The sequence below is a fragment of the Sphingomonas sp. TZW2008 genome (assembly GCF_002117915.1).
Classification (GTDB): domain Bacteria; phylum Pseudomonadota; class Alphaproteobacteria; order Sphingomonadales; family Sphingomonadaceae; genus Sphingomonas.
Genome location: NZ_BDJB01000007.1, coordinates 158,186 through 184,378, shown reverse-complemented (window position 1 = coordinate 184,378; position 26,193 = coordinate 158,186). Strand labels below are relative to the sequence as shown.

At 68.4% G+C, this 26,193-nt stretch carries 23 protein-coding genes; 10 read left to right on the top strand and 13 right to left on the bottom strand.

Going from position 1 to position 26,193, the window contains the following annotated elements; all coding sequences use genetic code 11:
• Positions 1-32 precede the first annotated feature (32 nt).
• From B7L05_RS09595 to B7L05_RS09575, 5 genes are all read right to left on the bottom strand, one after another.
• Positions 33-2,855: a TonB-dependent receptor gene (locus tag B7L05_RS09595; RefSeq protein WP_085810036.1), complete on the bottom strand. Its 2,823-nt coding sequence runs from the start codon at positions 2,853-2,855 to the stop codon at positions 33-35.
• Between the two features lie 239 nt (positions 2,856-3,094).
• A complete protein-coding gene (gene infC, locus B7L05_RS09590) occupies positions 3,095-3,628 on the bottom strand; it encodes a translation initiation factor IF-3 (protein WP_085810035.1) in 534 nt (177 codons plus the stop codon).
• Between the two features lie 132 nt (positions 3,629-3,760).
• Entirely contained in the window at positions 3,761-6,589 is a 2,829-nt protein-coding gene (locus B7L05_RS09585) for a TonB-dependent receptor (protein ID WP_085810034.1), read from the bottom strand.
• A gap of 172 nt (positions 6,590-6,761) precedes the next feature.
• Positions 6,762-8,753 (bottom strand): threonine--tRNA ligase, encoded by a 1,992-nt coding sequence (gene thrS / locus B7L05_RS09580; protein WP_085810100.1) that lies wholly within the window; start codon positions 8,751-8,753, stop codon positions 6,762-6,764.
• A gap of 336 nt (positions 8,754-9,089) precedes the next feature.
• Entirely contained in the window at positions 9,090-9,440 is a 351-nt protein-coding gene (locus B7L05_RS09575; protein ID WP_085810033.1) for a glycine zipper 2TM domain-containing protein, read from the bottom strand.
• A gap of 137 nt (positions 9,441-9,577) precedes the next feature.
• Between B7L05_RS09575 and B7L05_RS09570 the strand changes: the two genes are divergently transcribed.
• A complete protein-coding gene (locus tag B7L05_RS09570; protein WP_085810099.1) occupies positions 9,578-10,537 on the top strand; it encodes an esterase-like activity of phytase family protein in 960 nt (319 codons plus the stop codon).
• Between the two features lie 87 nt (positions 10,538-10,624).
• Here the strand turns inward: B7L05_RS09570 and rpmB are convergent, their stop codons facing one another.
• The gene (gene rpmB, locus B7L05_RS09565) at positions 10,625-10,921 is read right to left on the bottom strand and encodes a 50S ribosomal protein L28 (RefSeq protein WP_085810032.1); all 297 of its coding nucleotides are present in this window, start codon (positions 10,919-10,921) and stop codon (positions 10,625-10,627) included.
• Between the two features lie 143 nt (positions 10,922-11,064).
• Here rpmB and B7L05_RS09560 point away from each other — a divergent pair, with 143 nt between their 5' ends.
• Together B7L05_RS09560 and B7L05_RS09555 are read left to right on the top strand one after the other, a co-directional pair.
• Positions 11,065-11,304, top strand: a complete 240-nt coding sequence (locus tag B7L05_RS09560) for a hypothetical protein (protein ID WP_085810098.1) — start codon at positions 11,065-11,067, stop codon at positions 11,302-11,304.
• A gap of 81 nt (positions 11,305-11,385) precedes the next feature.
• A complete protein-coding gene (locus B7L05_RS09555) occupies positions 11,386-11,814 on the top strand; it encodes a nucleoside deaminase (RefSeq protein ID WP_085810031.1) in 429 nt (142 codons plus the stop codon).
• 24 nt (positions 11,815-11,838) lie between these two features.
• Here the strand turns inward: B7L05_RS09555 and B7L05_RS09550 are convergent, their stop codons facing one another.
• Positions 11,839-12,516 carry an OmpA family protein gene (locus B7L05_RS09550; protein ID WP_085810097.1) on the bottom strand — a complete coding sequence of 226 codons (678 nt, stop codon included), beginning with the start codon at positions 12,514-12,516 and terminating at the stop codon, positions 11,839-11,841.
• Positions 12,517-12,644: 128 nt separating this feature from the next.
• Here B7L05_RS09550 and B7L05_RS09545 point away from each other — a divergent pair, with 128 nt between their 5' ends.
• Together B7L05_RS09545 and B7L05_RS09540 are read left to right on the top strand one after the other, a co-directional pair.
• Positions 12,645-13,940 (top strand): hemolysin family protein, encoded by a 1,296-nt coding sequence (locus B7L05_RS09545; RefSeq protein WP_085810030.1) that lies wholly within the window; start codon positions 12,645-12,647, stop codon positions 13,938-13,940.
• A 113-nt stretch (positions 13,941-14,053) separates the two neighbouring features.
• Positions 14,054-14,776: an alpha/beta fold hydrolase gene (locus B7L05_RS09540; RefSeq protein WP_085810029.1), complete on the top strand. Its 723-nt coding sequence runs from the start codon at positions 14,054-14,056 to the stop codon at positions 14,774-14,776.
• A gap of 20 nt (positions 14,777-14,796) precedes the next feature.
• Here B7L05_RS09540 and B7L05_RS09535 read toward each other — a convergent pair whose 3' ends face one another.
• Positions 14,797-15,081: a hypothetical protein gene (locus B7L05_RS09535; RefSeq protein WP_085810096.1), complete on the bottom strand. Its 285-nt coding sequence runs from the start codon at positions 15,079-15,081 to the stop codon at positions 14,797-14,799.
• Positions 15,081-16,103 (bottom strand): glycerophosphodiester phosphodiesterase, encoded by a 1,023-nt coding sequence (locus B7L05_RS09530; RefSeq protein WP_085810028.1) that lies wholly within the window; start codon positions 16,101-16,103, stop codon positions 15,081-15,083. Before B7L05_RS09530 ends, B7L05_RS09535 begins: the two co-directional genes overlap by 1 nt.
• A gap of 57 nt (positions 16,104-16,160) precedes the next feature.
• Here B7L05_RS09530 and B7L05_RS09525 point away from each other — a divergent pair, with 57 nt between their 5' ends.
• From B7L05_RS09525 to B7L05_RS09505, 5 genes are read left to right on the top strand one after another with little or no spacing between them, the layout of a single operon-like run.
• Positions 16,161-16,664, top strand: coding sequence for a 2Fe-2S iron-sulfur cluster-binding protein (locus B7L05_RS09525; protein ID WP_085810027.1), 504 nt, complete (start codon positions 16,161-16,163; stop codon positions 16,662-16,664).
• Positions 16,661-17,635: a xanthine dehydrogenase family protein subunit M gene (locus tag B7L05_RS09520; protein ID WP_085810026.1), complete on the top strand. Its 975-nt coding sequence runs from the start codon at positions 16,661-16,663 to the stop codon at positions 17,633-17,635. The genes B7L05_RS09525 and B7L05_RS09520 overlap by 4 nt, the downstream gene beginning before the upstream one ends.
• Positions 17,632-19,836 (top strand): xanthine dehydrogenase family protein molybdopterin-binding subunit, encoded by a 2,205-nt coding sequence (locus B7L05_RS09515; RefSeq protein WP_085810025.1) that lies wholly within the window; start codon positions 17,632-17,634, stop codon positions 19,834-19,836. The genes B7L05_RS09520 and B7L05_RS09515 overlap by 4 nt, the downstream gene beginning before the upstream one ends.
• A gap of 3 nt (positions 19,837-19,839) precedes the next feature.
• Positions 19,840-20,763: an XdhC family protein gene (locus tag B7L05_RS09510; protein WP_085810024.1), complete on the top strand. Its 924-nt coding sequence runs from the start codon at positions 19,840-19,842 to the stop codon at positions 20,761-20,763.
• Positions 20,750-21,361 (top strand): nucleotidyltransferase family protein, encoded by a 612-nt coding sequence (locus B7L05_RS09505; RefSeq protein WP_085810023.1) that lies wholly within the window; start codon positions 20,750-20,752, stop codon positions 21,359-21,361. Before B7L05_RS09510 ends, B7L05_RS09505 begins: the two co-directional genes overlap by 14 nt.
• Before the next feature lie 11 nt (positions 21,362-21,372).
• Here B7L05_RS09505 and B7L05_RS09500 read toward each other — a convergent pair whose 3' ends face one another.
• Genes B7L05_RS09500 through B7L05_RS09485 form a run of 4 tightly spaced genes read right to left on the bottom strand, consistent with a single transcriptional unit; the run spans position 21,373 to position 26,180 of the window.
• Positions 21,373-22,581 (bottom strand): ABC transporter permease, encoded by a 1,209-nt coding sequence (locus B7L05_RS09500; RefSeq protein ID WP_085810095.1) that lies wholly within the window; start codon positions 22,579-22,581, stop codon positions 21,373-21,375.
• Positions 22,581-23,327 carry an ABC transporter ATP-binding protein gene (locus tag B7L05_RS09495; protein WP_085810094.1) on the bottom strand — a complete coding sequence of 249 codons (747 nt, stop codon included), beginning with the start codon at positions 23,325-23,327 and terminating at the stop codon, positions 22,581-22,583. The genes B7L05_RS09500 and B7L05_RS09495 overlap by 1 nt, the downstream gene beginning before the upstream one ends.
• Entirely contained in the window at positions 23,311-24,705 is a 1,395-nt protein-coding gene (locus B7L05_RS09490; protein ID WP_085810022.1) for an efflux RND transporter periplasmic adaptor subunit, read from the bottom strand. Before B7L05_RS09490 ends, B7L05_RS09495 begins: the two co-directional genes overlap by 17 nt.
• Positions 24,705-26,180 (bottom strand): efflux transporter outer membrane subunit, encoded by a 1,476-nt coding sequence (locus tag B7L05_RS09485; RefSeq protein ID WP_085810021.1) that lies wholly within the window; start codon positions 26,178-26,180, stop codon positions 24,705-24,707. Before B7L05_RS09485 ends, B7L05_RS09490 begins: the two co-directional genes overlap by 1 nt.
• Positions 26,181-26,193: the final 13 nt, after the last annotated feature.

Below are 26,193 nucleotides of genomic sequence, written 5' to 3'. Positions count from 1 at the left end.
GGAGAGGGTGTCCCCCCCCCGCCCGCTTCCGATCAGAAGCGCTTGCGCAGCGTGACGCCATAGGTGCGCGGCTCGGCGAGGAACGATGAGAAGATCTGGTTCCCGGTACCGCCGAAGCGCTGGACCTGCGCGATGCTGCCCGCGCCCTGGAACGGGGCGTTGAACGCGACCTGCTGGTAATCCTGGTCGAACAGGTTCTGCACGAAGCCCTCGATCGCCCAGTTGGCGTCGGGCCCGCGCAGGCCGACGCGCGCATTGGCGACGAAGAAGCTGTCCTGCGCCTTCTCCAGGAACAGATCCGAGCCGGTGTTGTAATCGCTCGACAGACGACCATCGAGGTAGAACAGCGCCGACATCCCGCTGCTGCCGATATCCGGCGTCCAGCTGACCGAGCTCGTCACGACGTTGCGCGGCGCGTTCGACATCTGGCTGCCGGCGAGCAGGAACAGCGCCGGATCGAGCGGCTCGCCCGAGGCCGAGCCGACGAGGTTGCGGCGGAACTTGGTGTCGGCCAGCGTGTAGCCGAGGTTCACCGCGAAGTTACGCGCCGGGTAGATGCCAATCTCGAGCTCGACGCCCTGGCTGCGCACGCCGGTGCCGACCTTGCCGGCGCAAGCGCCGGTCGTCGCCGATGCGTCCTGATCGGCGCCGTTCAGGCTATCCGAGCACGAGCCGATGTTCTGGACGACGAAGTTGGTGCCGTTGAACGTGTTGAGCTGGAAGTTTTCGAAATCCGAGCGGAACACGGTGACGTTGGCAGTGAACTGACGCGTCGAATATTTGACGCCCGCTTCGTAGCTGTTGACCAGCTCCGGATCGAAGCGGAGGCGCGCTGCGCCCGCGTTCGTGGGCGGGGCGAAAGCGTTGGGCGCCAGTTCCGACCGATCGAGGTTGTAGCCGCCCGCCTTATAGCCGCGCGAGTAGCTCGCGTAGAGCATCAGATCGCGCGTCGGCTTCCACGAGATGACGCCGGTGCCGGTGAATTCGTCCTCCGAGAAATCATCACGCAGATCGAGCCCGTTGAGCGCGACCGTCGAGTTGCCGGTGCAGCCCAGCGTGATGATACCACCGGCGAGCTGCGCGAGTGCGGCGTTGCCGAGCAGCGGCGCGAGGCTCTGCTGGAGCTGCGGGCAGACGGTGTTGGTGTTGTCGAACGCGGCGCGGAAGTTCTTCGCCTCGTGCGTCCAGCGCAGGCCGGCAGTGATCGACAGCGTATCCGTCAGCTTGAAGATGTTGTGCGTGAAGAACGCGTAGTTCTCGCTGTTCTGCTTGTAGGTCGCGTTGCGATCGCCGAGGTTGTTGAGCGTCGACAGACGATCGAGCCCCGCGCCGAGCAGGCCGGCGTTCGTCGAAGCGGTGGCGAGCGGCGTGCCGGCAGCGACCTGCGCCTGGATCAAGCCTCCGAGCACGGCTGCACGGCCCGTAACGCCCGGTGCGACGAAGCCAGTGCCGAGGCAGCCCGGTGCGGCTGGATTGCGCAGCGCCGCAAGCGGATTGACGGTCGCGACGATGCGGCACGACGCGAAGGCGCCGTACTGCGAGCCGAACTGGAGGTTGTCGCCGATCGTCAGGTCTTCGTTCGAGTAGAAGCCGCCGACGAGCCAGTCGAGGCGGTCGTCGAACGCCGAACCCTGCAGGCGGACTTCCTGCGTGAAGGTGTGGAACTGGCGGAAGGCGCGGCCGTCGTCGGCGCGGTAGCCGAGATCGACGTTGCCGTAATCGATGTCCGCGGCGTTGCCCGCCTTGTACTCGCGATAGGCGGTGATCGACGTCAGCGAGGCGTTGCCGAAATCATAGTCGATCTGCATCGACCCGCCGTAATCCTTGGTCTCGTTCGAATAGGCGCGGCCCGGCGAGAAGGCGATGCGGCGGTTGTACGGATCGCCCGCACTCGGGAACACGCCGCCGAGGCTGCGCAGCACGTCGACGATGCGGTTGCCGTTGGGGTTGACGGTGAAGTCGCCCGGGACGCCCGGCGTCGGATCGAGCTTCTCGCGCGTGTCGACATAGACCGCGCCGCAGCACTTCTCGTCACGGAAGGTATAGTCACCGATTAGGCGGACGGTGAGTTCCGACGTCGGCTCGAACAGCAGCTGACCGCGCACGAAGTAGCGATCGCGGTTGTTGTAGTCGGTGTTGTTGACGACGTCGCGGTAGAAGCCATCACGCTTGTTGAACACGCCGTCGAGGCGGAACGACAGCACGTCCTTGACGATCGGACCCGTCACCGCACCGGCGATGCGGATGTTGTCGTAATTGCCGTACGTGCCCTCGAGGTAGCCGCCGAAGTCGTTCGACGGCGCCTTGGTGTAGACGTTGATCGCGCCGGCCGACGCGTTGCGGCCCGACAGCGTGCCCTGTGGTCCGCGCAGCACCTCGATCCGGTCGACCTCGCCGATGTCGTTGAGGCCCGAGCCGGTGCGGCTGCGATAGACGCCGTCGATGAACACCGCGACCGAGCTCTCGAGCCCGGGGTTGTCACCGACGGTGCCGATGCCGCGGATACGCGCGGAGGCGTTCGCCTCGCTCCCGGTCGACGAGATGAGCAGGGACGGCGCGAGCTGCACCACGCCGCGGATGTCGTTGGCGCCCGAATTCTGCAGCGCAGCCTGGCTCACCGCCGAAACGGCGATCGGCACGTCGGCAAGGCGCTCGGCACGACGCGTTGCGGTGACGACGATGTCACCGGCATTGCCGCCCTCGCCAGCGCCCAGATCGGTGTCCGCAGCGGGTGCGGGCTGCGGCGTGTCGACCGACGCGGCGGCGGTGGGATCCTGGCTCGGCTGCTGCTGGGCCAGCGCGGGCAGCGCGGCGAACAGGACGGCGGTAGACAAAAGCGAGGCGGCGCGACGCATCGTGCTCTCCGGATTATTTTTTGAAGATCGGGTTTGGAGCGGCGCCTTTACGGCCAACGAAGGCGCGATCTAGAGAATTTTTGTTGCTGACGATTCGTTTCGAATACGGCTGTCGCCCGCGCGCCACGGTATGGCCGAAATGGTTCGGTTGCAGCGCACAACTGACGCTACGGCATCGCACAAAAAAGGCCGCGCCCGACGGGCGGACGCGGCCGATTGAAAAACGGTTCTAAAAAAAGTTACTTGGGCGCCAAAACCATCAGCATCTGGCGGCCTTCCATGCGCGGATAGGCTTCGACCTTGGCGACTTCCGCCACCTGCTCGGCGACGCGCTGCAGCACCGCCATGCCGAGCTGGCCGTGGCTGAGCTCACGCCCGCGGAAGCGCATGGTGACCTTCACCTTGTCGCCGTCGCCGATGAACTCCTCGACCTTCTTCATCTTCGTATCGTAATCGTGATCGTCGATGTTGGGACGCATCTTGATCTCTTTGATCTCCTGCGTCTTCTGGCTCTTGCGGGCGAGGTTCGCCTTCTTCTGCGCCTCGTACTTGAACTTGCCGACATCGAGGAACTTGGCCACGGGCGGATCGGCGTTGGGCGACACCTCAACGAGATCGAGCCCGACTTCCTTGGCTTGGGCGATCGCTTCGCGGGTGTACATCACGCCGAGATTCTCGCCCTCGTGATCAATCACGCGGACCTTCTGGCTCTGGATCCATTCGTTGAATCGCGGGCCGTTCATCGGCGGCGCCTGGTTAGGCCGGCGCATCATTGGCGGACGTATGGTTGATTCTCCTGTTTGAACACTTACCGCCAATATAGGCGCTCGCGTGTCAATCCGAAAGACACGAAACGGCCGCCGCCCCGAGGGGACGACGGCCGCGACGTTCGACCGGTGATTGGATCAGAAGCTGCCGCGCAGCGTGACGCCGTACATGCGCGGCTCGCCCGGGAAACCGACGAACAGCTGATTGGCGGTCGCCGGGAAGCCCGCCGATGCCGGTGCAGTGACGGTGCCGAGCGATCCGCTGCCCTGGAGCGGCATGTCCGCCCCGATCTGGAAGTAGCGCTTGTTGAACAGGTTCTGGCCCCAGAATTCTAGCCCCCAGCGCTTGTCCGCGCCGTAGAGGCCGATGCGGCCGTTGACCACCGCGAACCCGTCCTGGATCTTCTCGGGATCGAGATCGGAGCCGGTGTTGGTGTCGCTCTGCAGACGCGTGTCGAGATAGAACAGCGCGGACATTCCGCTGCTGCCGATCTCGGGCGACCAGCTGATCCCCGCCGTCGCGGCGTAGCGCGACGAGTTGGACACGTTCTGGCCGGGCAGCTGGAACAGCACCGGCGAGAGCGGCCGGCCGCCCGTGCCAACGAGATAGCGGCGGTAGTAGGAGTCGACGTAGGTCAGCGCCATGTTGACCGAGATGTCGCGATACGGGCGCAGGAACGCCTCGATCTCGAACCCCTTGGAGATGACGCCGGGGCGCAGGCGATCGGAGTCGCACGCGCCGGTCAGCGCCGAGGCATCGCGGTCGCCGCCGTTCAGGCTGTCCTTGCACGCCTGGATGTTGGTGACTTCAAAATTGACGCCGTTGTAGGTGTTGAGCTGATAATCCTCATACGCCTGGTAGAAAGCGGCGACGTTGACGTCGATGCCGCGGCCGTTGAACTTGGCGCCGACTTCGTACGCCCACACCTTCTCGCTCGCGAAGGCGAGATCGGACGCTTCGGCGCGGCCGTTGCCCTGCCGGTTCGCCGGCAGCGCGAGACGCGCGGCGCAGGCGGTGTCGAACGCGGTGAAGCACGGACGATCGAGCGCCGACGTATCGAGGTTGAAGCCGCCCGCCTTGTATCCCTTCGACACCGAACCGTAGACGAGCAGGCTGTCGATCGGCTTGAACGAGAGCACCGCGGTGCCCGTCCACTCGCTGTCGGTGAAGCGCGTGCCCGGCGTGCCGCGCGCGAAATCGGGCGCGGTGCCGTTGGTGACGCACGGCAGCGCGGCGAGCGCCTGGAACGGCGAGTTGACGATCAGCGGGCAGATCGCGTTGTTGAGATTGGCGTCGATGCCCAGATCCTTGCGCTCGTGCGTGTAGCGCGCGCCGATCGTGAACATCAGCCGATCCTCGATGATGTCGACCGTGTTGTGCGTGAAGAAGGCGTAATTCTCGCTGTCCTGGCGATAGCGCGTGTCGACGTTGCCGGTGCCGTTGATCGCGATATCGGGCTGGCCGAGGCGTGCCGCGAGGCTACCAAAACCGGGACGCGCGGTGTTGAAGATCAGCGCCTGCAACGTGCCCAGCGACGCGCGGCGCGGATCGGTTGCCGGTAGCGCGTTCAACGCCGCGATCGTGCCCTGCACCACCGGCACGTTGACGCAGAACGGATTGCTCGTCTGTACCGCCGCCGGCAGCACGCTCGAGAACAGCGTGCAATTGGCGTAGCGCTCGAAATCGCGGCCATACTTGATGTCGTCGCGGACGTTGAGCTTCTCGTTCGAGTAATAGCCGCCGACGAGCCAGTCGAGCCGCCCGTCGAACGCCTCGCCCTGCAGCCGCAGTTCCTGGCTGAACAGGCGGAAGCGGCGATCGAGGTTGAAGCGGTCGAGCAGGCCGAGCGCGCTGAAATCGCCGTCCTGCCCCTGCTTGTTCTTGTAATCACGATAGGCGGTGATCGACGTCAGGTTCGCAGGGCCCAGATCATAGTCGATCTCGCCCGAGACGCCCCAATCCTCGCTGTCGGAGGTGTAGCGCACACCCGGCGTCGTCGGCGTCTGATAGTTGAACCGGCGGCTGGCGGGGATCGCAGGGTAGTTCGCGCCGAGCGCCTGGACGAGGCCGAACAGCGCATTGGGGCCGATCGCGGCGGTGCCGTCGGCCTGGCGGGTCAGGCCGCGGACCGGGCCGAGCAGCACGCCGGCGCAGCAATTCTCGTCGCGCTTCGAATAGTCGCCGATCAGGCGGACCTTGAGCTGGTCGGTCGGCTCGAACGCGAGCTGGCCGCGCAGCAGCCAGCGATCGCGATCGTTCATGTCGGGCTCACCGGGCGTTAGCGCCTTGATATAGCCGTCGCGCTGCTGCCACACGCCGTCGAGGCGGAAAGCGGCGTTCTCGCCCAGCGGCGCGTTCACCGCGCCCTCGGCGCGCATGAAGTCGTAATTGCCGTAGGTGAAGGCGCCCTTCGCCATGAAGCGGCCGAGCTCGGGCCCCTTGGTGGTGATGTTGATGAGACCGGCGGTCGAGTTGCGGCCGAACAGCGTGCCCTGCGGGCCGCGCAGCACCTCGACACGCTCGATATCGCCGAGTTCGGACAGGCCGACGCCGGTGCGGCTGCGATAGACGCCGTCGATGAACAGGCCGACCGAGCTCTCAAGCCCAGCGTTCTCGCCGACGGTGCCGATGCCGCGGATGCGCGCGGTGAAGTTCACCTCGCTCGTCGCGCCCGAGACGAGCAGCGATGGCGCAACCTGGTTGAGCGCACGCACGTCGGTCGCGCCGGTGTTCTGCAGCGTCTCACCCGATACCGCGGAGATCGCGATCGGCACGTCCGACAGTGCCTCGGTACGGCGCGTCGCGGTGACGACGATGTCGCCGGGATCGTCGCTCGCGGCGGGCGCCTGATCGGCAACGGCGGCATCGGCGGCGGGAGAGGTGGTCGACTGCGTCTGCGCCGCGACGGGCATCGCGAGCGCGAGCGGTGCGGCCGAGAGCAAACAAGTAAGCAACGTCGAGCGCATGTGGCGATCCTCCCCATTCGGCCCTATCAGCCGGTTTGGGGCGCCTTTAGCGGCGCGGTGACGTTCGCGTCACCTGACACGATCGCCAGGTTGCAGCTTTGTAACGAAGTGCGTCTTTCGCGCCACATCGCGCGCCGCGCGGGAAGCGATCCCGGCGGCGGCGACCAGGACCTTACGCCATGTCGGGGGCGCGCGCTTCCTCGACGAGCCGGGCGACGATCTCGTCGAGCGCGACGATCTCCTGCCCCTGGCTGCCGAGTCGGCGGACGGCGACGGTGCCCTCCTCCGCCTCGCGCTTGCCGACCACCAGCATCGCGGGAACCTTGGCGAGGCTGTGCTCGCGCACCTTGTAGTTGATCTTCTCGTTGCGAAGATCGGTCTCCACCCGCAGCCCGGCGGCGGCGAGCTTCGCGCGTACCTGCTCGGCGTAATCATCGGCGTCGGAGACGATCGTCGCGACCACCACCTGCACCGGTGACAGCCACAGCGGGAAGCGGCCGGCGTGATGCTCCATCAGGATGCCGAGGAAGCGCTCGAACGTGCCGAGGATCGCGCGGTGCAGCATCACCGGCCGGTGGCGCTCGCCGTCCTCGCCGATGTAGCTCGCGTCGAGACGATCGGGCAGCACGCGGTCCGACTGGATCGTGCCGACCTGCCACGTGCGGCCGATCGCGTCGGTCAGGTGGAATTCGAGCTTGGGCGCGTAGAAGGCGCCTTCGCCCTCCAACTCCTCGAACCCGTCCTTGATCGTCTGCGGCAGGTTCGACGCCATGACGGCGCGGCGCAGCTCGTCCTCCGACTTGTCCCACATCGCATCGTCGCCGAAGCGCTTCTCGGGGCGCAGCGCGAGCTTCACGGCGTAGTCAGTGAAGCCGAGATCGCGGTACACGCTGTCGAGCAGGTCGATGAACTTGGCCACCTCATCGACCAGCTGATCCTCACGCACGAAGATATGCGCGTCGTCCTGCGTGAACTGGCGCACGCGCATGATGCCGTGCAGCGCGCCGTGCGGCTCGTTGCGGTGGCAGCAGCCGAACTCGGCCATGCGGATGGGGAGGTCACGGTAGGATTTGATTCCCTGGCGGAAGATCAGGACGTGCGCCGGGCAGTTCATCGGCTTCAGCGCCATCCAGTCGGCGTCGTCTGACACCAGCGCGCCTTCGTCCTCGATGTTGGGCACCTCGTCGGGAATGACGAACATGTTCTCGCGATACTTGCCCCAGTGGCCGGATTTTTCCCACTGACGCGCGTCCATCACCTGCGGCGTCTTAACCTCGTCATAGCCCGCCGCGTCGAGCCGGCGACGCATGTACGCCTCCAGCTGGCGCCAGATCATATAGCCCTTGGGGTGCCAGAAGACGCTGCCGTGCGCCTCGGCTTGGAGGTGGAACAGGTCCATCTCCTGGCCGATCTTGCGATGGTCGCGCTTCGCCGCTTCCTCAAGCATCGTGAGGTGCGCGTCGAGCTGCTTCTTGTTGAGCCAGCCGGTGCCGTAGATGCGTGACAGCATCGCGTTCTTCTGGTCGCCGCGCCAATAGGCGCCCGAGACACGCGTCAGCTTGAACGCGTCGGGCGAGAGCTTGCCCGTCGAGGGCATGTGCGGGCCGCGGCACATATCGAGCCACTGGCCCTGGCGATAGATCGTCAGTTCCTCGCCGTCAGGCAGTTCGGCAGCCCATTCGGCCTTGAACGTCTCACCCTGGCGCTGCCACGTCTCGATCAGCTGCTCGCGGCTCCACACTTCGCGCGTGAACGGCTCGTTCTTCGCGATGATGCGGCGCATCTCGGCCTCGATCGCGGGCAGATCGTCCTCGGTGAACGGGCCGCGATCCGCCGGCGCGGCGAAATCGTAGTAGAAGCCGTCGTCGGTCGCCGGGCCGAAGGTGATCTGCGTGCCGGGGAACAGATGCTGCACCGCTTCGGCCAGCACGTGCGCGTAATCGTGCCGCGCGAGTTCGAGCGCATCCTTCTCGTCGCGCATCGTGACGAGCGCCAATTGCGCGTCGCCGCTGAACGGCCGCGACAGATCGCGCAATTCGCCGTCGACGCGCGCGGCGATCGCCGCCTTGGCAAGGCCCGGGCCGATCGCCGCGGCGATATCGGCGGGCGTCGCGCCGGGAGGGACTTCGCGCACCGAACCGTCGGGGAGCGTGATCGCGTACATGTTCATCACTGGCTTTCCTGCAATGCTTGCCGCTTAGGCGAGGCGCGCCCGCGCGAAAAGAGCGTCCGATGGGTGCAGGAACGGGAAGGGACGCCGGCCCACCCGTTCCCGGGCGAGCTGGCCGACCGCGCGCCTAGCGCGTGGGCGACCGCCCCCGGGTGACCGGGGTGGTGGTGCTAGTCGTGGCGCGGACGAGCGGCATGGCGCGAGAGATAGCGGCGCGAACCGCTGCGAACAATAGCGCCGCATATAACAACGGGCCCGCCTCCGTTGGGAAGCGGGCCCGCGCCCTCGATACGCGACCGGAGGGAAGGGTTCGGCCGTCAGGCCATCTGGTTAGCGGCAGTAGCGCGGGTTGTTCGACTTCTCGATCGCATTGCCTGCCACCGCGCCGCCGACGCCGCCGAGCACCGTGCCGAGCGTGCGATCACCGCGGCTGTCGACGACCCGGCCGAGCAGGCCGCCGGCGATCGCGCCGACGATCGTGCCGGTGGTGCCGTTGTTGCAGCGCTGGTTGCGATAGTAGCGCCGGTCATTCCCACGATAGTTGCGGTAGCCGTTGTCATAGCCGCGATACTGGCGCTCGTAGCGATCGCCATAGTAGCGCTGCGCCGACGCTTCGGCCGGGATCATGGCGACCGTGCTCATGGCGAGAGCGGCGCCGGCGAGCGAAAGCTTCTTGAACATCTTGCAACTCCCGTTGGTGTTTCCGGCGAGACGGCGGGTGCCGCCTCGATGAACACGCTTTTGGCCGAGTCGCGTTGAGTGAAGCCTGAATGCGCTCGTTATCGACCGTTCAGGCAAGAAGCGCCTATGGCGCGGGCGTGCGCATCATCCTTTCGATCATCGCCGTGCTGCTGGCCGTGCCGCGTTACAGCGGCGACGAGCGGCTGCCGCTGATCCGCGCGACGCCCGAAATCCGCGCCCTGCCGTACGTCCCCGCGGGCGGCTGGCCGGCGCGCGTCGGCGCGCTGCGCCCGATCGGCGGGGTGACGCTGACAAGCCCGACGCCGGCGTTCGGTGGCTTCTCGGGCATCGCGCTGCGCGACGGTCGAATCACCTTATTGTCGGATGGCGGCAATATCGTCCGCTTCGCGATCGCGGGGGGCCGCGTGATCGATCCCAGCGGTCATGTGCTGCGCGCGGGGCCGGGGACGGGGTGGACGCGATCGGACCGTGACAGCGAATCGATTGCGCTCGATCCCGCCACCGGCACGGCGTGGATCGGGTTCGAGAACAACAACGAGATCTGGCGCTACGCAGCCGACTTCGGCCGGGCGATGGGGCGGGCGCAGCCGGCAGCGATGCGCGACTGGGCGACCAACCAGGGCGTCGAATCGCTCACGCGACTAGCGGACGGCCGCTTCGTCGCGATCGCCGAGCGCAAGCCGAACCGTCGAACGCGCCACGCGGTGCTGTTTTCGGGCGATCCGACGCGCGCGGACACGCGAATTGCGCGCTTCCTGTTCGTGCCGCCCGAGCGCTACGACCCGAGCGATGCGGCAACGCTGCCCAACGGCGACCTGCTAATCCTGACGCGGCGCTTCCGCTTTCCGTTCGATTTCTCCGCCAAGCTCGTCCGCGTGCCGCGCGATTCGATTCGCGCGGGGGCGCAGGTGGCCGGGCGGGTGATTGCGACCCTGCGCGCGCCGCTCGTGGACGAGAATTGCGAGGGGCTGGCGATCACGCGCGAGCGCGGGCGGACGATCGTGTGGATCGTGACCGACAATGACGCGATGCCGTGGCGACCAACCTATCTGCTCAAGTTCGCGCTAGACGGTTGAGCCGGCGACGATCGCTGCCCCACAACAGCGAAAGGCCCGCTGCCCGGTGGGGCAGCAGGCCGTTCGAACCTTGCAATCGCGCGCCGATCAGGCGGCGGTAGCGGCCGCCAGCTTCTTGACGACGTCGCGCTTCAGGCGGCGTGCACGCAGCGACAGCTTGTCGTCGCCCGTCTTGACCAGCCAGTTGTCGAGACCGCCGTTATGCTCGACCGAACGCAGGCCATGCGTCGACACACGCAGGCGGACGCTCCTCTCGAGCGAATCGGACATCAGCGTCACGTTCTGCAGGTTGGGCAGGAAGGTGCGCTTGGTCTTGTTGTTGGCGTGGGAAACATTGTGTCCCACCTGCCGGCCCTTGCCGGTCAGCTCGCAGATGCGCGACATGATTCAGATCCTGAGTTTCGGGTTGGCCCGGAAAGTGGGCGCAGATAACCATCACGCGACGAAAGGTCAAGCGACCGGCGATGCAACCCTTGGCCGCGGGCGGGCGTTGTTCCGGCAGCGAATCGGTTGTGGAGATCCCCGTCATGCGTGCCCTGCTCGTCCTACTCGGCATCGCCGCACTCGTGATCCTGGCGGGGATGGCGACGGGGTTCATCAGCATCGATCAGACCCGGACGGCGCAGTTGCCGCGTATCGAGGGCGGGCAGGCGCCCGAGTTCAAGGCCGATGTCGGGCGAATCGACGTCGGCACGGAGACCAAGACGGTCGAAGTGCCCAGCATCCAGGTGCAGAAGCCCGGCGCGACGCCGACGCCGGCACAGTAAGCACGTTTCCGGCGGCCGCTCGACTGGCGAGCCCCGCTAATCGGCGATACGGGCGGCGGGATGTTTCCTCTGCCCGCACCGATGCGCCGCGCGCTTGACGCCGCCTGCGAGGCGGCGGGCACCGGCGAAGTGCCGGTCGGCGCGGTCATCGTGCACCGGGGCGAGGTGATCGCGACCGCAGCCAATGCGCCGCGCCGCCTGCACGATCCGACCGCGCATGCCGAGATGCTGGCGATCCGTGCCGCCGCTGCGCGGCTCGGGCGCGACCGGCTGGAGGATTGCGACCTGTGGGTGACGCTGGAGCCATGCGCGATGTGCGCCGGGGCGATCGCGCACGCGCGGATTGCGCGGCTCTATTATGCGGCGAGCGACGCGAAGGGTGGCGCCGTCGAACACGGTCCGCGCCTGTTCGAGCAGCCGACCTGCCACCACCGGCCCGACATTTACGCCGGGATCGGTGATGGCGAGGCGCGCGACCTGCTGCGCGCTTTCTTTCAGGCGCGGCGCTGACGAACCTGCGTCAGCGCCACCGGCTCAGCCAGCTTCGTTCTGCGAGATCGGCACGATCTTGATCTCGACGCGGCGATTCGCGGCGCGACCTTCCTCGGTCTCGTTGGTCGCGATCGGCTGCGTCTCGCCGAAGCCGCGGGTGCCGATCCGCGCGCTCTGCACCCCGCGGGTCGACAGATAGTCAGCGACGGCGCGGGCGCGCTGTTCGGACAGGCCCTGGTTATAGGCGTCGCTGCCGGTCGAATCGGTATGGCCGTACACGTCAACATAGGTGCGGTTGTATTCGCTGAGCACGCCGGCAACCTGATCGAGCGTGCGCTGGAACTGCGGCTGCACCGCCGCCGAATTGTACGCGAAGTTGATCCCGCTGGGGATGTTGAGCAGCAGATCGTCGCCCTGGCGGATCACCTGCACGTCGGTGCCTGCAGTACGCGCGCGCAGATCGCGTTCCTGCTTGTCCATATAGGCGCCAATCCCCGCGCCGGCGATGCCGCCGATGCCAGCGCCGATGATCTTTTCCGTGCGATCGCGCCGCCCGCCTACGAGATCGCCGAGCAGATAGCCGCCGAGCGCGCCGCCGATGCCACCGATCGCCGCCTTGGAGATCCGCCGCTCGCCCGTCTCGGGATCAGTGGTGCACGCGGCAGTGGTGAGCAAGGCACCGCCGGCTATCGCCGAGATCAGAGCCGACTTGATACGCATCAACATTTCCCCTTACAGATGTCCGCCTCAAACCGGCTTTCGCAGCGGTTGTTCCGCCTCCGTGCTGAACCTTCGCTGACGCGGGTGGTTGTGGGCGGCGGCTTTTCCGGCCAAGAGACCGCTACATCATGCTTCCGCCGTTCCCCTGGATCGACGTCCTCATCATCCTCGCGCTCGTCGCGCTGAACGGCGTCTTCGCGATGAGCGAGCTCGCGATCGTATCATCGCGACGCGCGCGGCTGGAGGCGATGGCGCGCGGCGGGCATCGCGGCGCGCGCGCGGCGCTGACGCTGGCGGCGGATCCCGGAAAGTTCCTGTCGACGGTGCAGATCGGCATCACGCTGATCGGGATCGTCAACGGCGCCTATTCGGGCGCGAGCTTGGGCGAGCCTACCGCGGCGCGAATCGCGGCGCTCGGCGTCCCCGCGGCAGCGGCGCACACGATCGGGCTGACGCTGGTGATCGGGCTGACGACCTTTGCCTCGCTGATCCTGGGCGAGCTCGTCCCCAAGCAGTTCGCGCTGCGCAAGCCCGAGCCGGTCGCGGCCTGGATCGCGCTGCCGATGACGTGGCTCGCGGTCGGCACCAAGCCGCTCGTCTGGCTGCTCGATGCGAGCAGCGCGCTGATCTTCAAGCTGCTGCGGCTGAACCGCGAATCGGAAGAGCACGTCACCGCTGAGGAGATCCACCACATCGTCGCCGAAGCGTCGAAATCGGGCATCATCGAGGAGCATGAACGCTCGATCATCTCTGGCGTCGTGCGGCTCGCCGATCGTCCGGTGCGCGAGGTGATGACGCCGCGGACCGAGGTGGAATGGCTCGACGCCGCGCTCGACGACGCGGCGATCCGCGCCAAGCTGCTCGATTCGGCGCACAGCCGGCTGCCGGTCGCCAACGGATCGATCGACGCGGTGATCGGCGTGGTGCAGGCGCGTGACATCGCGCGTGCGCTGGCGCGCGGCGAGACGCTCGATCTGGCGCAGCTGGTGCGCAAGGCGCCGGTGGTGATCGACCGGATCGACGCAATGGACGCGCTCGACGCGCTGCGCCGCGCCGACGTGCCGATGGCGCTGATCCACGACGAATACGGCCATTTCGAAGGGATCGTGACGCCGGCCAACCTGCTCGCCGCGATTGCCGGCGAGTTCGCGTCGGACAGCGATCCTGGCGACGCGCCCAACGTCGTCGAGCGTGACGATGGATCGCTGCTCGTTGCCGGCACGATGGCGGCGGACGCGCTCGCCGACCGGCTCGGCATCGATCTGCCCGAGGATCGCGACTATGCGACCGTCGCCGGGCTCGCGCTGGCGGTGTTCCGCCATCTGCCCGGCGAGGGCGAGAGCTTCGTCGAGCAGGGCTGGAAGTTCGAGGTGGTCGACCTCGACGGGCGGCGAATCGACAAGCTGCTGGTCAGCGCTGAGTAGCGATCCGATAACGCCGCGAGTTCGGCGCTATCGGTTCAGGCGCCGTTCTGTCATGGAACTGTAACGAGGCACGCTGCGCTCTACCGCGCAAGCCCTTCGCTACGGAACCGCCGATGACTGCCGCCGCCCTTCCCTTCGCGCTCTCGCCGCCACCGCCGCGGCATTGGATTGCCGAGCCGGTACGCTCGATCGCGGGCACGATGTCGCTGCTCGGCGCACGTCGTACGCTGCTGTCGGCGCAGAAGGGTGACGGGCGGACGGTGGTGACGCTGCCCGGGCTGTTCACCGGCGACCGGTCGATGTTTCCGATGCGCCGCTATCTCGGCTGGCTCGGCTACCGCGCCGAGGGGTGGGGAATGGGCGCCAATTTCGGCGTGCGCACGATCGGCGCGGAGGCCGAACTGCTCTTCGCGCGGCTCGAGACGAGCGCGGCGCAGAACGGGCCGGTCACGCTGGTCGGCGTCAGCCTGGGCGGGATGATCGCGCGGCTCGCGGCGCATCGCCGTCCCGATCTGGTGCGCGAGGTGATTACCATCGCAGCGCCTTATGCGGGCAGCCCGCGCGCGACCAACGTGTGGCGTCTGTTCGAGTGGATGACGGGCGAGAAGGTCGACGGGCCGGCCGTGCAGGAGCGGCTGGCCGAGATCGCGCGCCCGCTGCCAGTGCCCGCCACCGCGATCTGGAGCGCCACCGACGGGATCGTCAACGGCCTGATCTGCCACGCGCCGAACGAGCCGGGATGCCGCGCGATCGAGGTCGTGGCGAGCCACATGGGCGTGCAGCATCGCCCGCAGGTGCTGCAGGCGGTTGCCGAGACGCTGGGCCGCGCGCGATGAACGCGGCCTAGCGGGTTCGCCTAATTGTCGCGGCCGGCGACGTAGCCGTCGTAGCTACCGCAATTCTCCGGATCGCGGCGGCAGCGCTTCTCCCAGTCGCGGCGCTCGCGGCCCTCGCGCGCTTCCTTCTTGCGCATCTTGCGGCCGTAGTTGCGATCCGCCTCGTCCTGGCTGGTCGTCGCCCAGTCCGCCGCCTGCCCCGCGACCTTGAACGGCGCAGTGACGACGCTGGCCGCGGTACGGATGCACCCGCCCGCGCTTAGCGGCAGTGCCAGCGCGGCCGCACACACGATGATCTTACGCATCACTTCACTCCCCGCGCGTCGTTTCGCGCCTTCACCCCGATAGCAGGAAAATCGGTGAAGAATCCGTCGATACCAAGGCGAAGCGCGGCTGAAATCTCGGCGGCGACATCGCCGTGTCCGCGCGGATTGATGCCTTGGCGGAAACGTGACGGGAGGAAGTAGTTCTCGGCACGGTACGTCCAGGGGTGGACGCGCAGCCCGGCGGCGTGCGCGTCGCGGACCAGCGTGCTCGGCGCATCCCCCTGCCATAGCATCGCCTTGTTGGGACCGATCCCCCAGGCGTAGCGCGCAACCGCGGCCAGCCCGGCGGGCGTCGTCATCTCGGCATAGCTCGCCGCGGCGCCATCCGCCGGCGCGCCGTCCGCATCAAGGAGCTGGATCAGGCGGATCTTCGTCATCGTCGCGAGGCGCCGCAGGTTCGCGATCTCGAACGACTGGATGAAGACGGGTGCGTCGGCGCTGTCCCACCCCGCCGCCTTGAGCGCGGCGACGAGCGGCGCATCGGTGCCGCGGCCGATCGCGGCGAAATAGCTCGGATGCTTGGTTTCGGGGTAGATCGCGACACCGTGCCGCTTGGCGAGCGTGATCACCTCGTCGAGCGTCGGGATCGTCTCCTGCCCGTCATAGGCCGTATTGTCCGGGCGGAGCAGCGGCAGGCGCTCGCGCGCGCGTAGCGTCTTCAGTTCGGCGAGCGTGAAATCCTCGGTGAACCAGCCGGTCAGCGTCTTGCCGTCGATCGTCTTGGTGGCGCGGCGATCGGCGAATTCGGGGTGATCGGCGACGTCGGTCGTCTCGCTGATCTCGTTCTCGTGCCGCGCGACGAGCACGCCGTCGCGCGTCGGCACCAGATCGGGCTCGATCACGTCGGCGCCCTGCTGAATCGCACGTGCGTAGGCGGCGAGCGTGTGCTCGGGCCGCTCGCCCGAGGCGCCGCGGTGCGCGATGACGATGGGGGACGAGAGCGAGGCGACCGGATCCATTGCCGCAGGTTGCCGCGAAGCGCAGCCGCCCGCCAGCAGCATAACAAGAATTATTGCGGCACTCTTGGATCGGATCATCGAAGCGCGCATAGTATCGTCATGCGCTTCACCATCAACGGCAGCAAGCGCGAGGCCGATCCCGATATCCGCGCCTCGCTTCTCGACCTCCTGCGCGAGGATTTCCGCCTCACCGGCACCAAGAAGGGATGCGACCACGGCCAGTGCGGCGCGTGCACGGTGCTGGTCAACGGGCGGCGGATCAATGCGTGTCTCACGCTTGCCGTGATGCATCAGGACGATGACATTACGACGATCGAGGGGCTGGGCAGCGGCGACTCGCTGCACCCGATGCAGGCGGCGTTCGTCCGCCACGACGGCTATCAGTGCGGCTATTGCACGCCCGGGCAGATCTGCTCGGCAGTCGGGATGCTCGACGAGGTTGCGAAGGGGTGGCCGAGCCACGTCTCGGGCGATCTCACGGCGCCGCAGCTCGACGATGCCGAGATCAGCGAGCGGATGAGCGGCAACATCTGTCGCTGTTCGGCCTATCCGACGATCGTCGACGCGATCCGCGACGTGCACGAGGCGGAGACGGCGGCGTGAAGACGTTCAGCTATACCCGTGCCGACAGCCCCGAAGCCGCGGTGAAGGCGGGCGGGCGGTTCATCGCGGGCGGCACCAACCTCATCGATCTGATGAAGCTGCAGGTCGAGACCCCCGAGGCGCTGGTAGACATCAGCCGGCTGGACCTGAACACGATCGAGGAGCGCGACGGCGGGCTGCTGATCGGCGCGCTGGTGCCCAACAGCGATCTCGCCGCCGACCGCCGCGTGATCGCGCGCTACCCGGCGCTGAGCCGCGCGCTGCTCGCCGGTGCGTCGGGGCAGCTGCGCAACAAGGCGACCACGGGGGGCAACCTCCTCCAGCGCACGCGCTGCTATTTCTTCTACGACACGCATGCAGCGTGCAACAAGCGCGTGCCGGGCAGCGGCTGCGACGCGATCGGCGGGTTCAACCGCATCCACGCCGTGCTGGGGACGAGCGATCGGTGTATCGCGACGCATCCCGGCGACATGCCGGTCGCGATGCGCGCACTCGACGCGGCCGTGGTGACGCTGAAGCCCGACGGCGACCGGCGGCGCATCCCGCTCGGCGATTTCTATCGCCTGCCCGGCGACACGCCGCAGATCGAGACGGTGCTCGAACCGGGTGAGCTCATCACGCACGTCGCACTGCCCGCCCCGCCGGCCGGCGCGCGGCAGGCGTATCGCAAGGTGCGCGATCGTGCGTCCTACGCCTTTGCCGTGGTCTCCGTCGCCGGCGTGATCGCGGTACAGGACGGGCGGATCGCGCACGCCGCGCTTGGCTTCGGCGGCCTCGCGCCGATGCCGTGGCGCGATGCGGCGGTCGAGGCGGCGCTGATCGGCCGGGCGCCCGATGCGGCGACCTTCGCCGCCGCGGCGGACGCGCTGCTCGCGGACGCGCGCGGCTATGGCCACAATGATTTCAAGATCCCGCTCGTGCGGCGCGTGCTGACCGCGACGCTGCGCGAGCTGACGCAGGTGCAGCCATGAACGACGTCGCGATGGACGCTCCGTACCGCCCCGCCGCGCTCGACCGCGCGCAGCAGGGGCTGCTGGGCAAGCCGATCGACCGCTACGAGGGGCCGGCCAAGGTCAGCGGCGCGGCGCACTACGCCTATGAGCAGGCACCGGAGCGCACCGCCTATATGGCGGTGGTGACGGCGGCGATCGGGCGCGGGCACGTGACGGGAATCGACGCCGCGGCAGCCGAGGCGCTGCCCGGCGTGATTGCGGTGATCCACGGCGATCCGCGCATGCCGACCGGCGAGGGCAACTCGCGCGCGCCCGCGACGCTCGGCAGCGACGAGATCTTCCACTACGGCCAGGGCGTCGCGTTGGTCGTCGCCGAAACGCAGGAGACGGCGCGCGCCGCGGCGCGGCTGGTCGAGGTGAACTACGCGGCGCAGGCGGGCCGCTTCGACGCGGGCGACGTCACGGTCGAGCGTGACCACAAGCTCGGCTTCCTGCCAGCGATCGACAAGGGCGGGTTCGACGAGGCGCTCGCCGCGGCCGAGATCGTGTTCGACCGCACCTATTCGACCCCGATCCACTTCCCCGCTGCGCTCGAGCCGCACGCGACCACCGCGTGGTGGGAGGGCGAGCGGCTGATCGTGCGGTCGAGCAATCAGGTGATCGGCAGCGCGGCCGCCACGATCGCGACGGCGCTGGGGATCGACAAGGACCGCGTGCGCGTACTCGCGCCCTATGTCGGCGGTGGATTCGGCGGCAAGACGGGCGTCGGCCCCGAAGTGGTCTTTGCCGCGATCGCCGCAGAAAAGGTCGGCCGTCCGGTAAAGGTGGCGCTCACCCGCCGACAAACCGCTTACATGGTGCACCACCGCTCGCCGACGCAGCAGCGAATGCGCATCGCCTGCGATGCCGACGGCAACATCAGCGCGATGGCGCACGAGAGCGTCGCCTATCAGAACGACGACAGCGGGTTCCTCGAGCCAGTGCCGTTCGGCACGCTGCCGCTCTACGCCGGCAAGGCGCGTCGCTTCCGCACCGATCTCGCGCGGATCGACCTGCCCGCGACGGGCGCAGTGCGCGCGCCGGGCGAGGCGATCGGTACCTTCGCCGTCGAGTGCGCGATGGACGAGCTCGCCGAGCAGCTCGGGCTCGATCCGATCGAGCTGCGCCGGCGCAACGAGCCAAGTGTCGATCCGACGACGGGCAAGCGCTTCTCCACCCGCCGCCTGCTCGACTGCTACGACGAGGGCGCGCGGCGCTTCGGCTGGGACCAGCGCGCCGCAACGCCGGGCAGCCGGCGCGAGGGCGAGTGGCTGATCGGCATGGGCATGGCGGCGGCGCTGCGCGGCAACTTCACCGTTCAGGCGGAGGCCGAGGTGACGCTGGAGGCGGACGGCCGCGCGACGCTGCGCACCGACATGACCGACATCGGGACCGGCACATACACGATCCTGGCGCAGACCGCGGGCGAGATGCTGGGCCTGCCGGTGAGCGCGATCGACGTGATGATCGGCGACAGCGATCTGCCGCCGAGTGCGGGATCGGGCGGATCGTTCGGCGCAGGCAGCGCGTGCGCGGCGGTGGCGCTGGCGTGCGAGGACATCCTTGCCGAGCTCGCGCTGCGCATGAACGCCGCACCGGAGGATCTCACGCTGCTCGACGGTCAGGTTACCGCCGGCGGGCGGACGAGCGCGATCGGCGATCTGGTGCGCGGCGCGCCGATCACCGCGCGCGGCAAGACGTCGCCCGGCAAGGAATCGCAGGCGACGAGCCAGGCGAGCCACGGCGCGCAGTTCGCCGAAGTCGCGGTCAACGCCGTGACGGGCGAGGTGCGCGTACGCCGCATGCTCGGCGTGTTCGACATCGGCCGCGTGCTCAACGAGAAGACGGCGCGCAACCAGATCGTCGGCGGCATGGTCTGGGGCCTTGCCTATGCGCTGAGCGAGGATGCAGTGGTCGATCCGCGTAACGGGCGGTTCGTGAACCCCGATTTCGGCGAGTATCACGTCGCGGTGAATGCCGACGTGCCGCAGATCGAAGCGCATTTCATCGAGGAGATCGATGATTCGGCCAATCCCGTCGGCGCCAAGGGGGTCGGTGAGCTCGGCATCGCGGGTGCCGGCGCGGCGATCGTCAACGCGATCCACAATGCGACCGGCGTGCGCAGCTACGACATGCCGGTGACGCTCGACAAGCTTCTCCCCTCGCTTCCCCCGGTGTGATCCATGGCCGATAACGATACCGTCCTCTCCGCGGCGCAGGCGTGGAAGGGGTCGAAGATGGCGCTCGCCACCGTCGTCTCGACGTGGGGATCGGCGCCGCGACCGCGTGGCAGCCACATGCTGGTGCACGAGGACGGGCGCTTCGAAGGCTCGGTGTCGGGCGGCTGCGTCGAAGGCGACATTCTCGATACCGCAGCGCAGGTGATCGCCGGCGCACCCTTCACGGTGAAGGAGTACGGCGTCGCCGATGCCAGTGCGTGGGAGGTCGGGCTGCCATGCGGGGGCCAGATCAGCGTGATGGTGCAACCGGTGAGCGCCGAGGGGTTCGACCCCGAATTGTTCGACCGCATCGTCGCCGCGCGCGGCGATGGCCAGTCGCTGACGGTGACGACCGATCTTGCGACCGGCCATTCCGATCTTCGTCCGGTCGAAACGGGGGCAGTCTTCGCCAATCGCTACGATCCGCCGCGGCGGCTGATCGTCGTCGGCGCGGTGCAGATCGCGCAGTCGCTGGTCGGGCTCGCGCGCACGCTGGGGATCGAGACGGTAGTGGTCGATCCGCGCGGGCGGTTCCTCACCAAGGAGCGGTTTCCCGACACGGTGCTCGACGATCGCTGGCCCGACGAGGCGGTGGCGGCGTACAAGCCTGGCCCGTCGACCGCCGTGGTGACGCTGAGCCACGATACCAAGATCGACGATCCGGCGCTGATTGCCGCGCTTGCCGCCAATACCGGCTATGTCGGCGCGCTGGGCAGCCGCAAGAGCCACGCCGCGCGGCGCGAGCGGCTGGCGGCGGCGGGGGTGAGCGACGCGGACCTCGACCGGATCGACGGTCCGGTCGGGCTCGATATCGGTGCGATCGGGCCGGCGGAGATCGCGCTGTCGGTGGCGGGCGCAATGATCAAGGCGTTTCATGATCGCGGCTGAGGACGTCGTCCTCGTCCTGCTCGCGGCGGGCAAGTCGACGCGGTTCGGCGACATCGGTAGCAAGCTCGACGGGCCGTTCCTCGGCCGTGCGCTCGGGCTGCACGTCGCGGTCGCGCTGGAAGACATGCCGTTCCGCGAGCGGATCGCGGTGACCGCCAATTGCCGGATCGACTATGCGCAGCACGGCTACACCGTGGTGCGCAACGACGCGGCGATCGCCGACATGGCGTCCTCGCTGCGGCTCGGCATCGCTTGCGCGCGCTCGCGCGACGCCGCGGCGGTGGTGATCGCGCTCGCCGACATGCCGCGCGTCACCGCGACTCACGTCTACAACCTGCTCGACGCCGCCGACGATGCGCGCGCGGTGGTGGCATCGAGCGACGGGCGCCAGCCGCGCCCGCCGGCCTTGTTCGGGCGCGATCGGTTCAACGAGCTGCTGGCGATCACCGGCGATCACGGTGCGCGCGCGCTGATCCGCGCGGGCAAGCACGTCGTCGCCACCGCGGCCGAACTGATCGATGTCGACACGCCGGCCGAGCTCGACGAGTTGCGCCGGCTGGTCCACGCGCCCGAGGCCCATACCCGCCGGCGCGCCTGATTGCCGATGCGCTACTCGTGGCGCAGCGCGTCGATCGGGTTGAGCGCCGCTGCGCGGCGGGCGGGGAAATAGCCGAAGACGACGCCGATCACCGCCGCGATGGCGAAGGCGATCATGTTGATCGTCGGATCGAACGTCCACGGCACCTGCATCAGCGGTGTCGCGACGAGGATGACGAGCTGCGCCAGGATCAGCCCGATCAGCCCGCCGAGCATCGACAGCGTCACCGCCTCGACGAGGAATTGCATCAGCACTTCGTTCGCCACCGCGCCGATCGCGAGCCGGATGCCGATCTCGCGCGTCCGCTCGGTGACCGATACGAGCATGATGTTCATGATGCCGATCCCGCCGACAACGAGGCTGATCGCCGCCACCGCGGCGACGATCCGCGTCAGCAGCGTCGTCGTGCCCGTCAGCGTGTCGCTGATCTGCTTGGTGTCGAAGATGTTGAAATCGTCCTGCTTGCCGCCGCCGACATTGCGCCGCTCGCGCAGCAGATCGCTGATCGACGATTGCACCGCGGCGGTCGAATACGCCTGATCGACGCCAACCAGCATCAGCCGCACGTCGCGATTGCCGGTGAAGCGGCGCTGGACGGCCTTGATCGGCATCACCACCGTATCGTCCTGATCGCCGCCGAACCCCGCCTGGCCGCGGGCGGTGAGGACGCCGATGACGTCGCAGCTGATCGCGCCGATGCGCATCCGCTGGCCGACCGCGCTGCCGCGCCGGAACAGGTTCTGCCGCACGGTATTGCCGATAATGCACACCGCCTTACCCGCCTGCTCCTCTGCCGGCGTCCAGGTGCGCCCCTGCGCGAGCGGCCACGGCTGAACGGTGAACACCGCGTTGGTGGTGCCCTGGATCGTCGTCGACCAGTTCGCGCCCTCGTAGATCGCGGTGGCGGTGGCCGATGCCTGCGGTGCGACGGCGGTGACGCCGGCGACCTGCTGCTCGATCGCGGTGACGTCCTCGGGTTTGAAATCGGGCGGGCGCGGGCCGCCGCCGCCGCGCCCGAAGCCCTGACCGGGGCGGATCTGCAGCACGTTGGTGCCAAGCGCAGCGATCTGCTGCTGCACCGCGCTGGTCGTTGCCTTGCCCAGCGTCACCATCGCGACGACGGCGGCGACGCCGATGACGATGCCGAGGGTGGTGAGGAACGAGCGCAGGAGGTGGCGGCGGATCGAGCGCAGCGCGAGGATGAAGGTGGTGCCGAAGATCATTCCACCCCCTCCCCCATGCGATGGTTGGCGTCGATCCGCTCGACCAGCCCATCCTTGAAGTGGGCGACGGTGTGCGCGAATGCCGCCATGTCGGGCTCGTGCGTCACCATCAGCACGGTGATCCCGCTCGTCCGGTTGAGATCGGTGAGCAGCTCCATGATCTCGACCGATCGTTCGGAATCGAGGTTGCCGGTCGGCTCGTCGGCGAGCAGCACGTCGGGGCGGGTGACGATCGCGCGCGCGATCGCGACGCGCTGCTGCTGCCCGCCGGACAGTTCGGCGGGCGTGTGATCCCACCAGTCGGCGAGCCCGACCTTGTCGAGCGCCGCCATGCCGGCGTCGCGCCGCGCCTTGCGATCGTCGCCGCGGTACAGCAGCGGCAGCTCGACATTCTCGAGCGCGCTGGTGCGGCTCAAGAGGTTGAACCCCTGGAAGACGAAGCCGAGGTAGCGGCGGCGGAGCAGCGCGCGCTGATCGCGGTCGAGCGTCTCGACATGGTGACCACGGAACAGGAAGGTGCCGCCCGACGGCACGTCAAGACAGCCGAGGATGTTCATCGTCGTCGACTTGCCCGATCCCGACGGGCCCATCACCGCGACGAAATCACCCGCTGCAATGTCAAGATCGACGCCCTTCAGCGCCTGGAACGCGGTGGGGCCGGTGCCGTAGGTCTTGGTCACACCGCGCAGCGTGATGATCGGGTCGCCGACAGCGCGGCGCGCATCGTCAGGCGCCGCCGCCACCGCCGCCGCCTCCCTGCCGCTGGCGGCGCTGGCCGCCACCGCGCGGCGTCGCGCCCTCGTCACCGCCCGCCAGCTGCCCGGTGATGACCTGCATGCCGGGCTTCAGCCCGCCCGAGAGCACTTCCGTCACGCTGCCGTTGGTATCGCCGGTCGTCACTTGGATCGCGCGCGGCTGGCCGTTTTCGCCCTTGACGTACACCGTCTGCTGCGCGCCGCGGCCCACCGTTACCTGCCGCTCGGCGCGATTGCCGCGGCGCGGACGAAAGGTGAGCGAACCCGCGATGCCGCCCTGCCCGCTGTCGCCGCCCGCCGCGCTCGGCGTGAAGCGGAACGCCGCATTGGGCACGAGCAGCACGTTCTTCTTGTCGCTGGTGACGATATCCGCGGTCGCCGTCATCCCCGGGCGCAGCTCCATCGTCGGGTTCGCGACGGTGAGATCGGCGGCATAGGAGACGACCTGCCCGGTGCTCGCCGTCGTGCTCGCCGTGCCGCTGCTCGACGCGCTCGCCGTGCTGGCGGTCAGGTTCGAACCCAGATCGACGCGCGTGATCGTTGCCGGGAAGGTACGGCCGGGGAAGGCATCGACGGCGAAGCTCGCCTTCTGCCCCTGCTTCACCGCGCCGACATCCGCCTCGTCGATCGCGACCTCGAGCTTCATCTGGCTCAGATCCTCGGCGATGACGAACAGCGTCGGCGTATTGAACGAGGCGGCGACCGTCTGGCCGGGATCGACCTGCCGGGCGAGCACGACGCCGTTGACGGGCGAGCGGATGATCGCGCGCTGACGCTGCGTCTGGCTCTGCGCGAGATTGGCGCGCGCGGCGGAGACATTGGCCTCCGCGACGCGCTGCGCGGCAACCGCGCGCTGCGCATTGGCCTGACCGGTCTGCAGTTCGGTCTTCGAGGGCACGCGGCCGTTCGACAGCCGGTACACTTCCTGCAGCCGCGCGAGCTGCGCTTGCGCTTCGGACACCGTGGCGCGCGCCTGGTTGACCTGCGCGACATTGGCGGCGAGCTGCGCTTCGCCGGCGCGGATCTGATCATCGATCTGCTCGGGATCGATCAGCGCGAGCGGCTGGCCGGCGACGACGCGGTCGTTGACGTCGACGACGACACGAGTGACGAGCCCCGACAATTGCGAGCCCACCGTCACCTGGTTGGTCGGCGCGAGCTTGCCCGTCGCGGAAACGGTGACGGTCAGATCGCCGCGGCGCACCGGCGCGGTGGCATAGCCCGCTTCCGCGCTGGAACCGAACAGGCGCATGCCGAGCAGCACGAGCAGGATGACGCCGAGCGCGATCGCAGGCCATTTGATCCAGCGCCGCCACGCCGGCTGCGGCTTTACGCCGAGGAAATCGTCAAGGTCCGTCGTCGCCATCAGCGCGATCCGTTCTGGTTGAGACGCTGCGGATCGGTATCGGCGAGCGGCGCGGCGCCCGCGTCCCACCCGCCGCCGAGCGCGGTGTAGAGCTGGATGAGCGCCGTCGCCTGATCGCCGCGCGCCTGCGCCGCGCTGTTACGCGCCGACAGCAGCGCCGCTTCCTGCTGGCTCAGCGTCGTGAAATCGGTGAGGCCGGTGCGATACTGGCTGCGGCTGAGGATCGCCGAGGCATTCGCCGCATCGAGCGCGATCGCGAACTGCCGCTCGCGCTCCTGTGCGCTGCGCAGCGCGACGAGGGCGTTCTCGACATCCTCCAGCGCGACGAGCACCGCCTGCTTGTACGCGGCGAGCGCGGCATCGGTCGCGGCTTCCGCCCCGCGCACCTGGCTGCGCAGCCGCCCGCCGTTGAAGATCGCCTGCGTCACGCCCGCGAACAGCCCGCCAGTGATCGTCTCGAGCAGCCCGCCGAAGGTACCGGCGTTGCTGTTGAGCCGGCCGGTGATCGCGAGTGCGGGATAGAGCTGCGCCTTAGCGACACCGATCTGCGCGGTGGCGGCGGCGAGGTTGCGCTCCGCCGAGCGAACGTCGGGGCGCTGGCGCAGCACGTCGGCGGGGATGCCTGCACCCGCCGTCTGCGGCCCACGCGGGATTGACCGCGGCGCAGCGAGCAGCGGTTTGAGCGCGCCGGGCGCCTGACCGGTCAGCACGCCCAGCCGCGACACGGCGGCGTTGTATTGCTGCTCGATCTGCGGGATCGACGCTGCGGTCTGCGCGCGCTGGACTCGGGCCTGCTCCTGATCGAGGCTGGAGACGAGCCCCGCCTGGACGCGGAAGCCGGCGATCTCGAGATTGTCGTCCTGCAGCGCGAGGCTGTCGCGCGCATTGGCGAGTTGCAGCTGGTACAGCCGCGCCAGCACGTAGTTGCGTGCGACCTCCGCCTGCACCGACAGCAGCACGGTCGCCTGGTCGAACCCCGACGCTTCATATTGCGCGCGGCTCGCCTCTACCGTGCGGCGCACCTCGCCGAACAGGCCGAGCTGATATTGCGCATCGAGCCCGAGCGAAAAGTTCGAGCCCCCGCCCCCGCCGACGTTCTGCACCGTGCCGTCGGGTAGCGTGATGACGGTGCCGCCGCCGCGCAGCGTCTCCGAGCGGCTGTAGCCGCCCGAGCCGTTGAGCGTCGGCAGCAGGTCCGCGCGGCTCTGCACCAGCGCCTCGCGCGCCTGGCGCAGTCGCGCCGCGGCCTGCGCGATGTCGAGATTGGCCGCCGCGGCACGCTCGACGAGATCGCCGAGCACGGGATCGTCGAACCCGCGCCACCAGCGCGTCAGATCCTCACGCGTCGGCGCCGCGGTGACTGAATAGGCGTCGGGCACACCCAGCTCGCCCGCTGCGCGCGGGCGATAATCGGGCCCAACGGTGCATCCGCCGAGCGCGGCGGCCAGAAGAAGCGAGGCGCGAATACGCTGCATGGGATCGGGATGG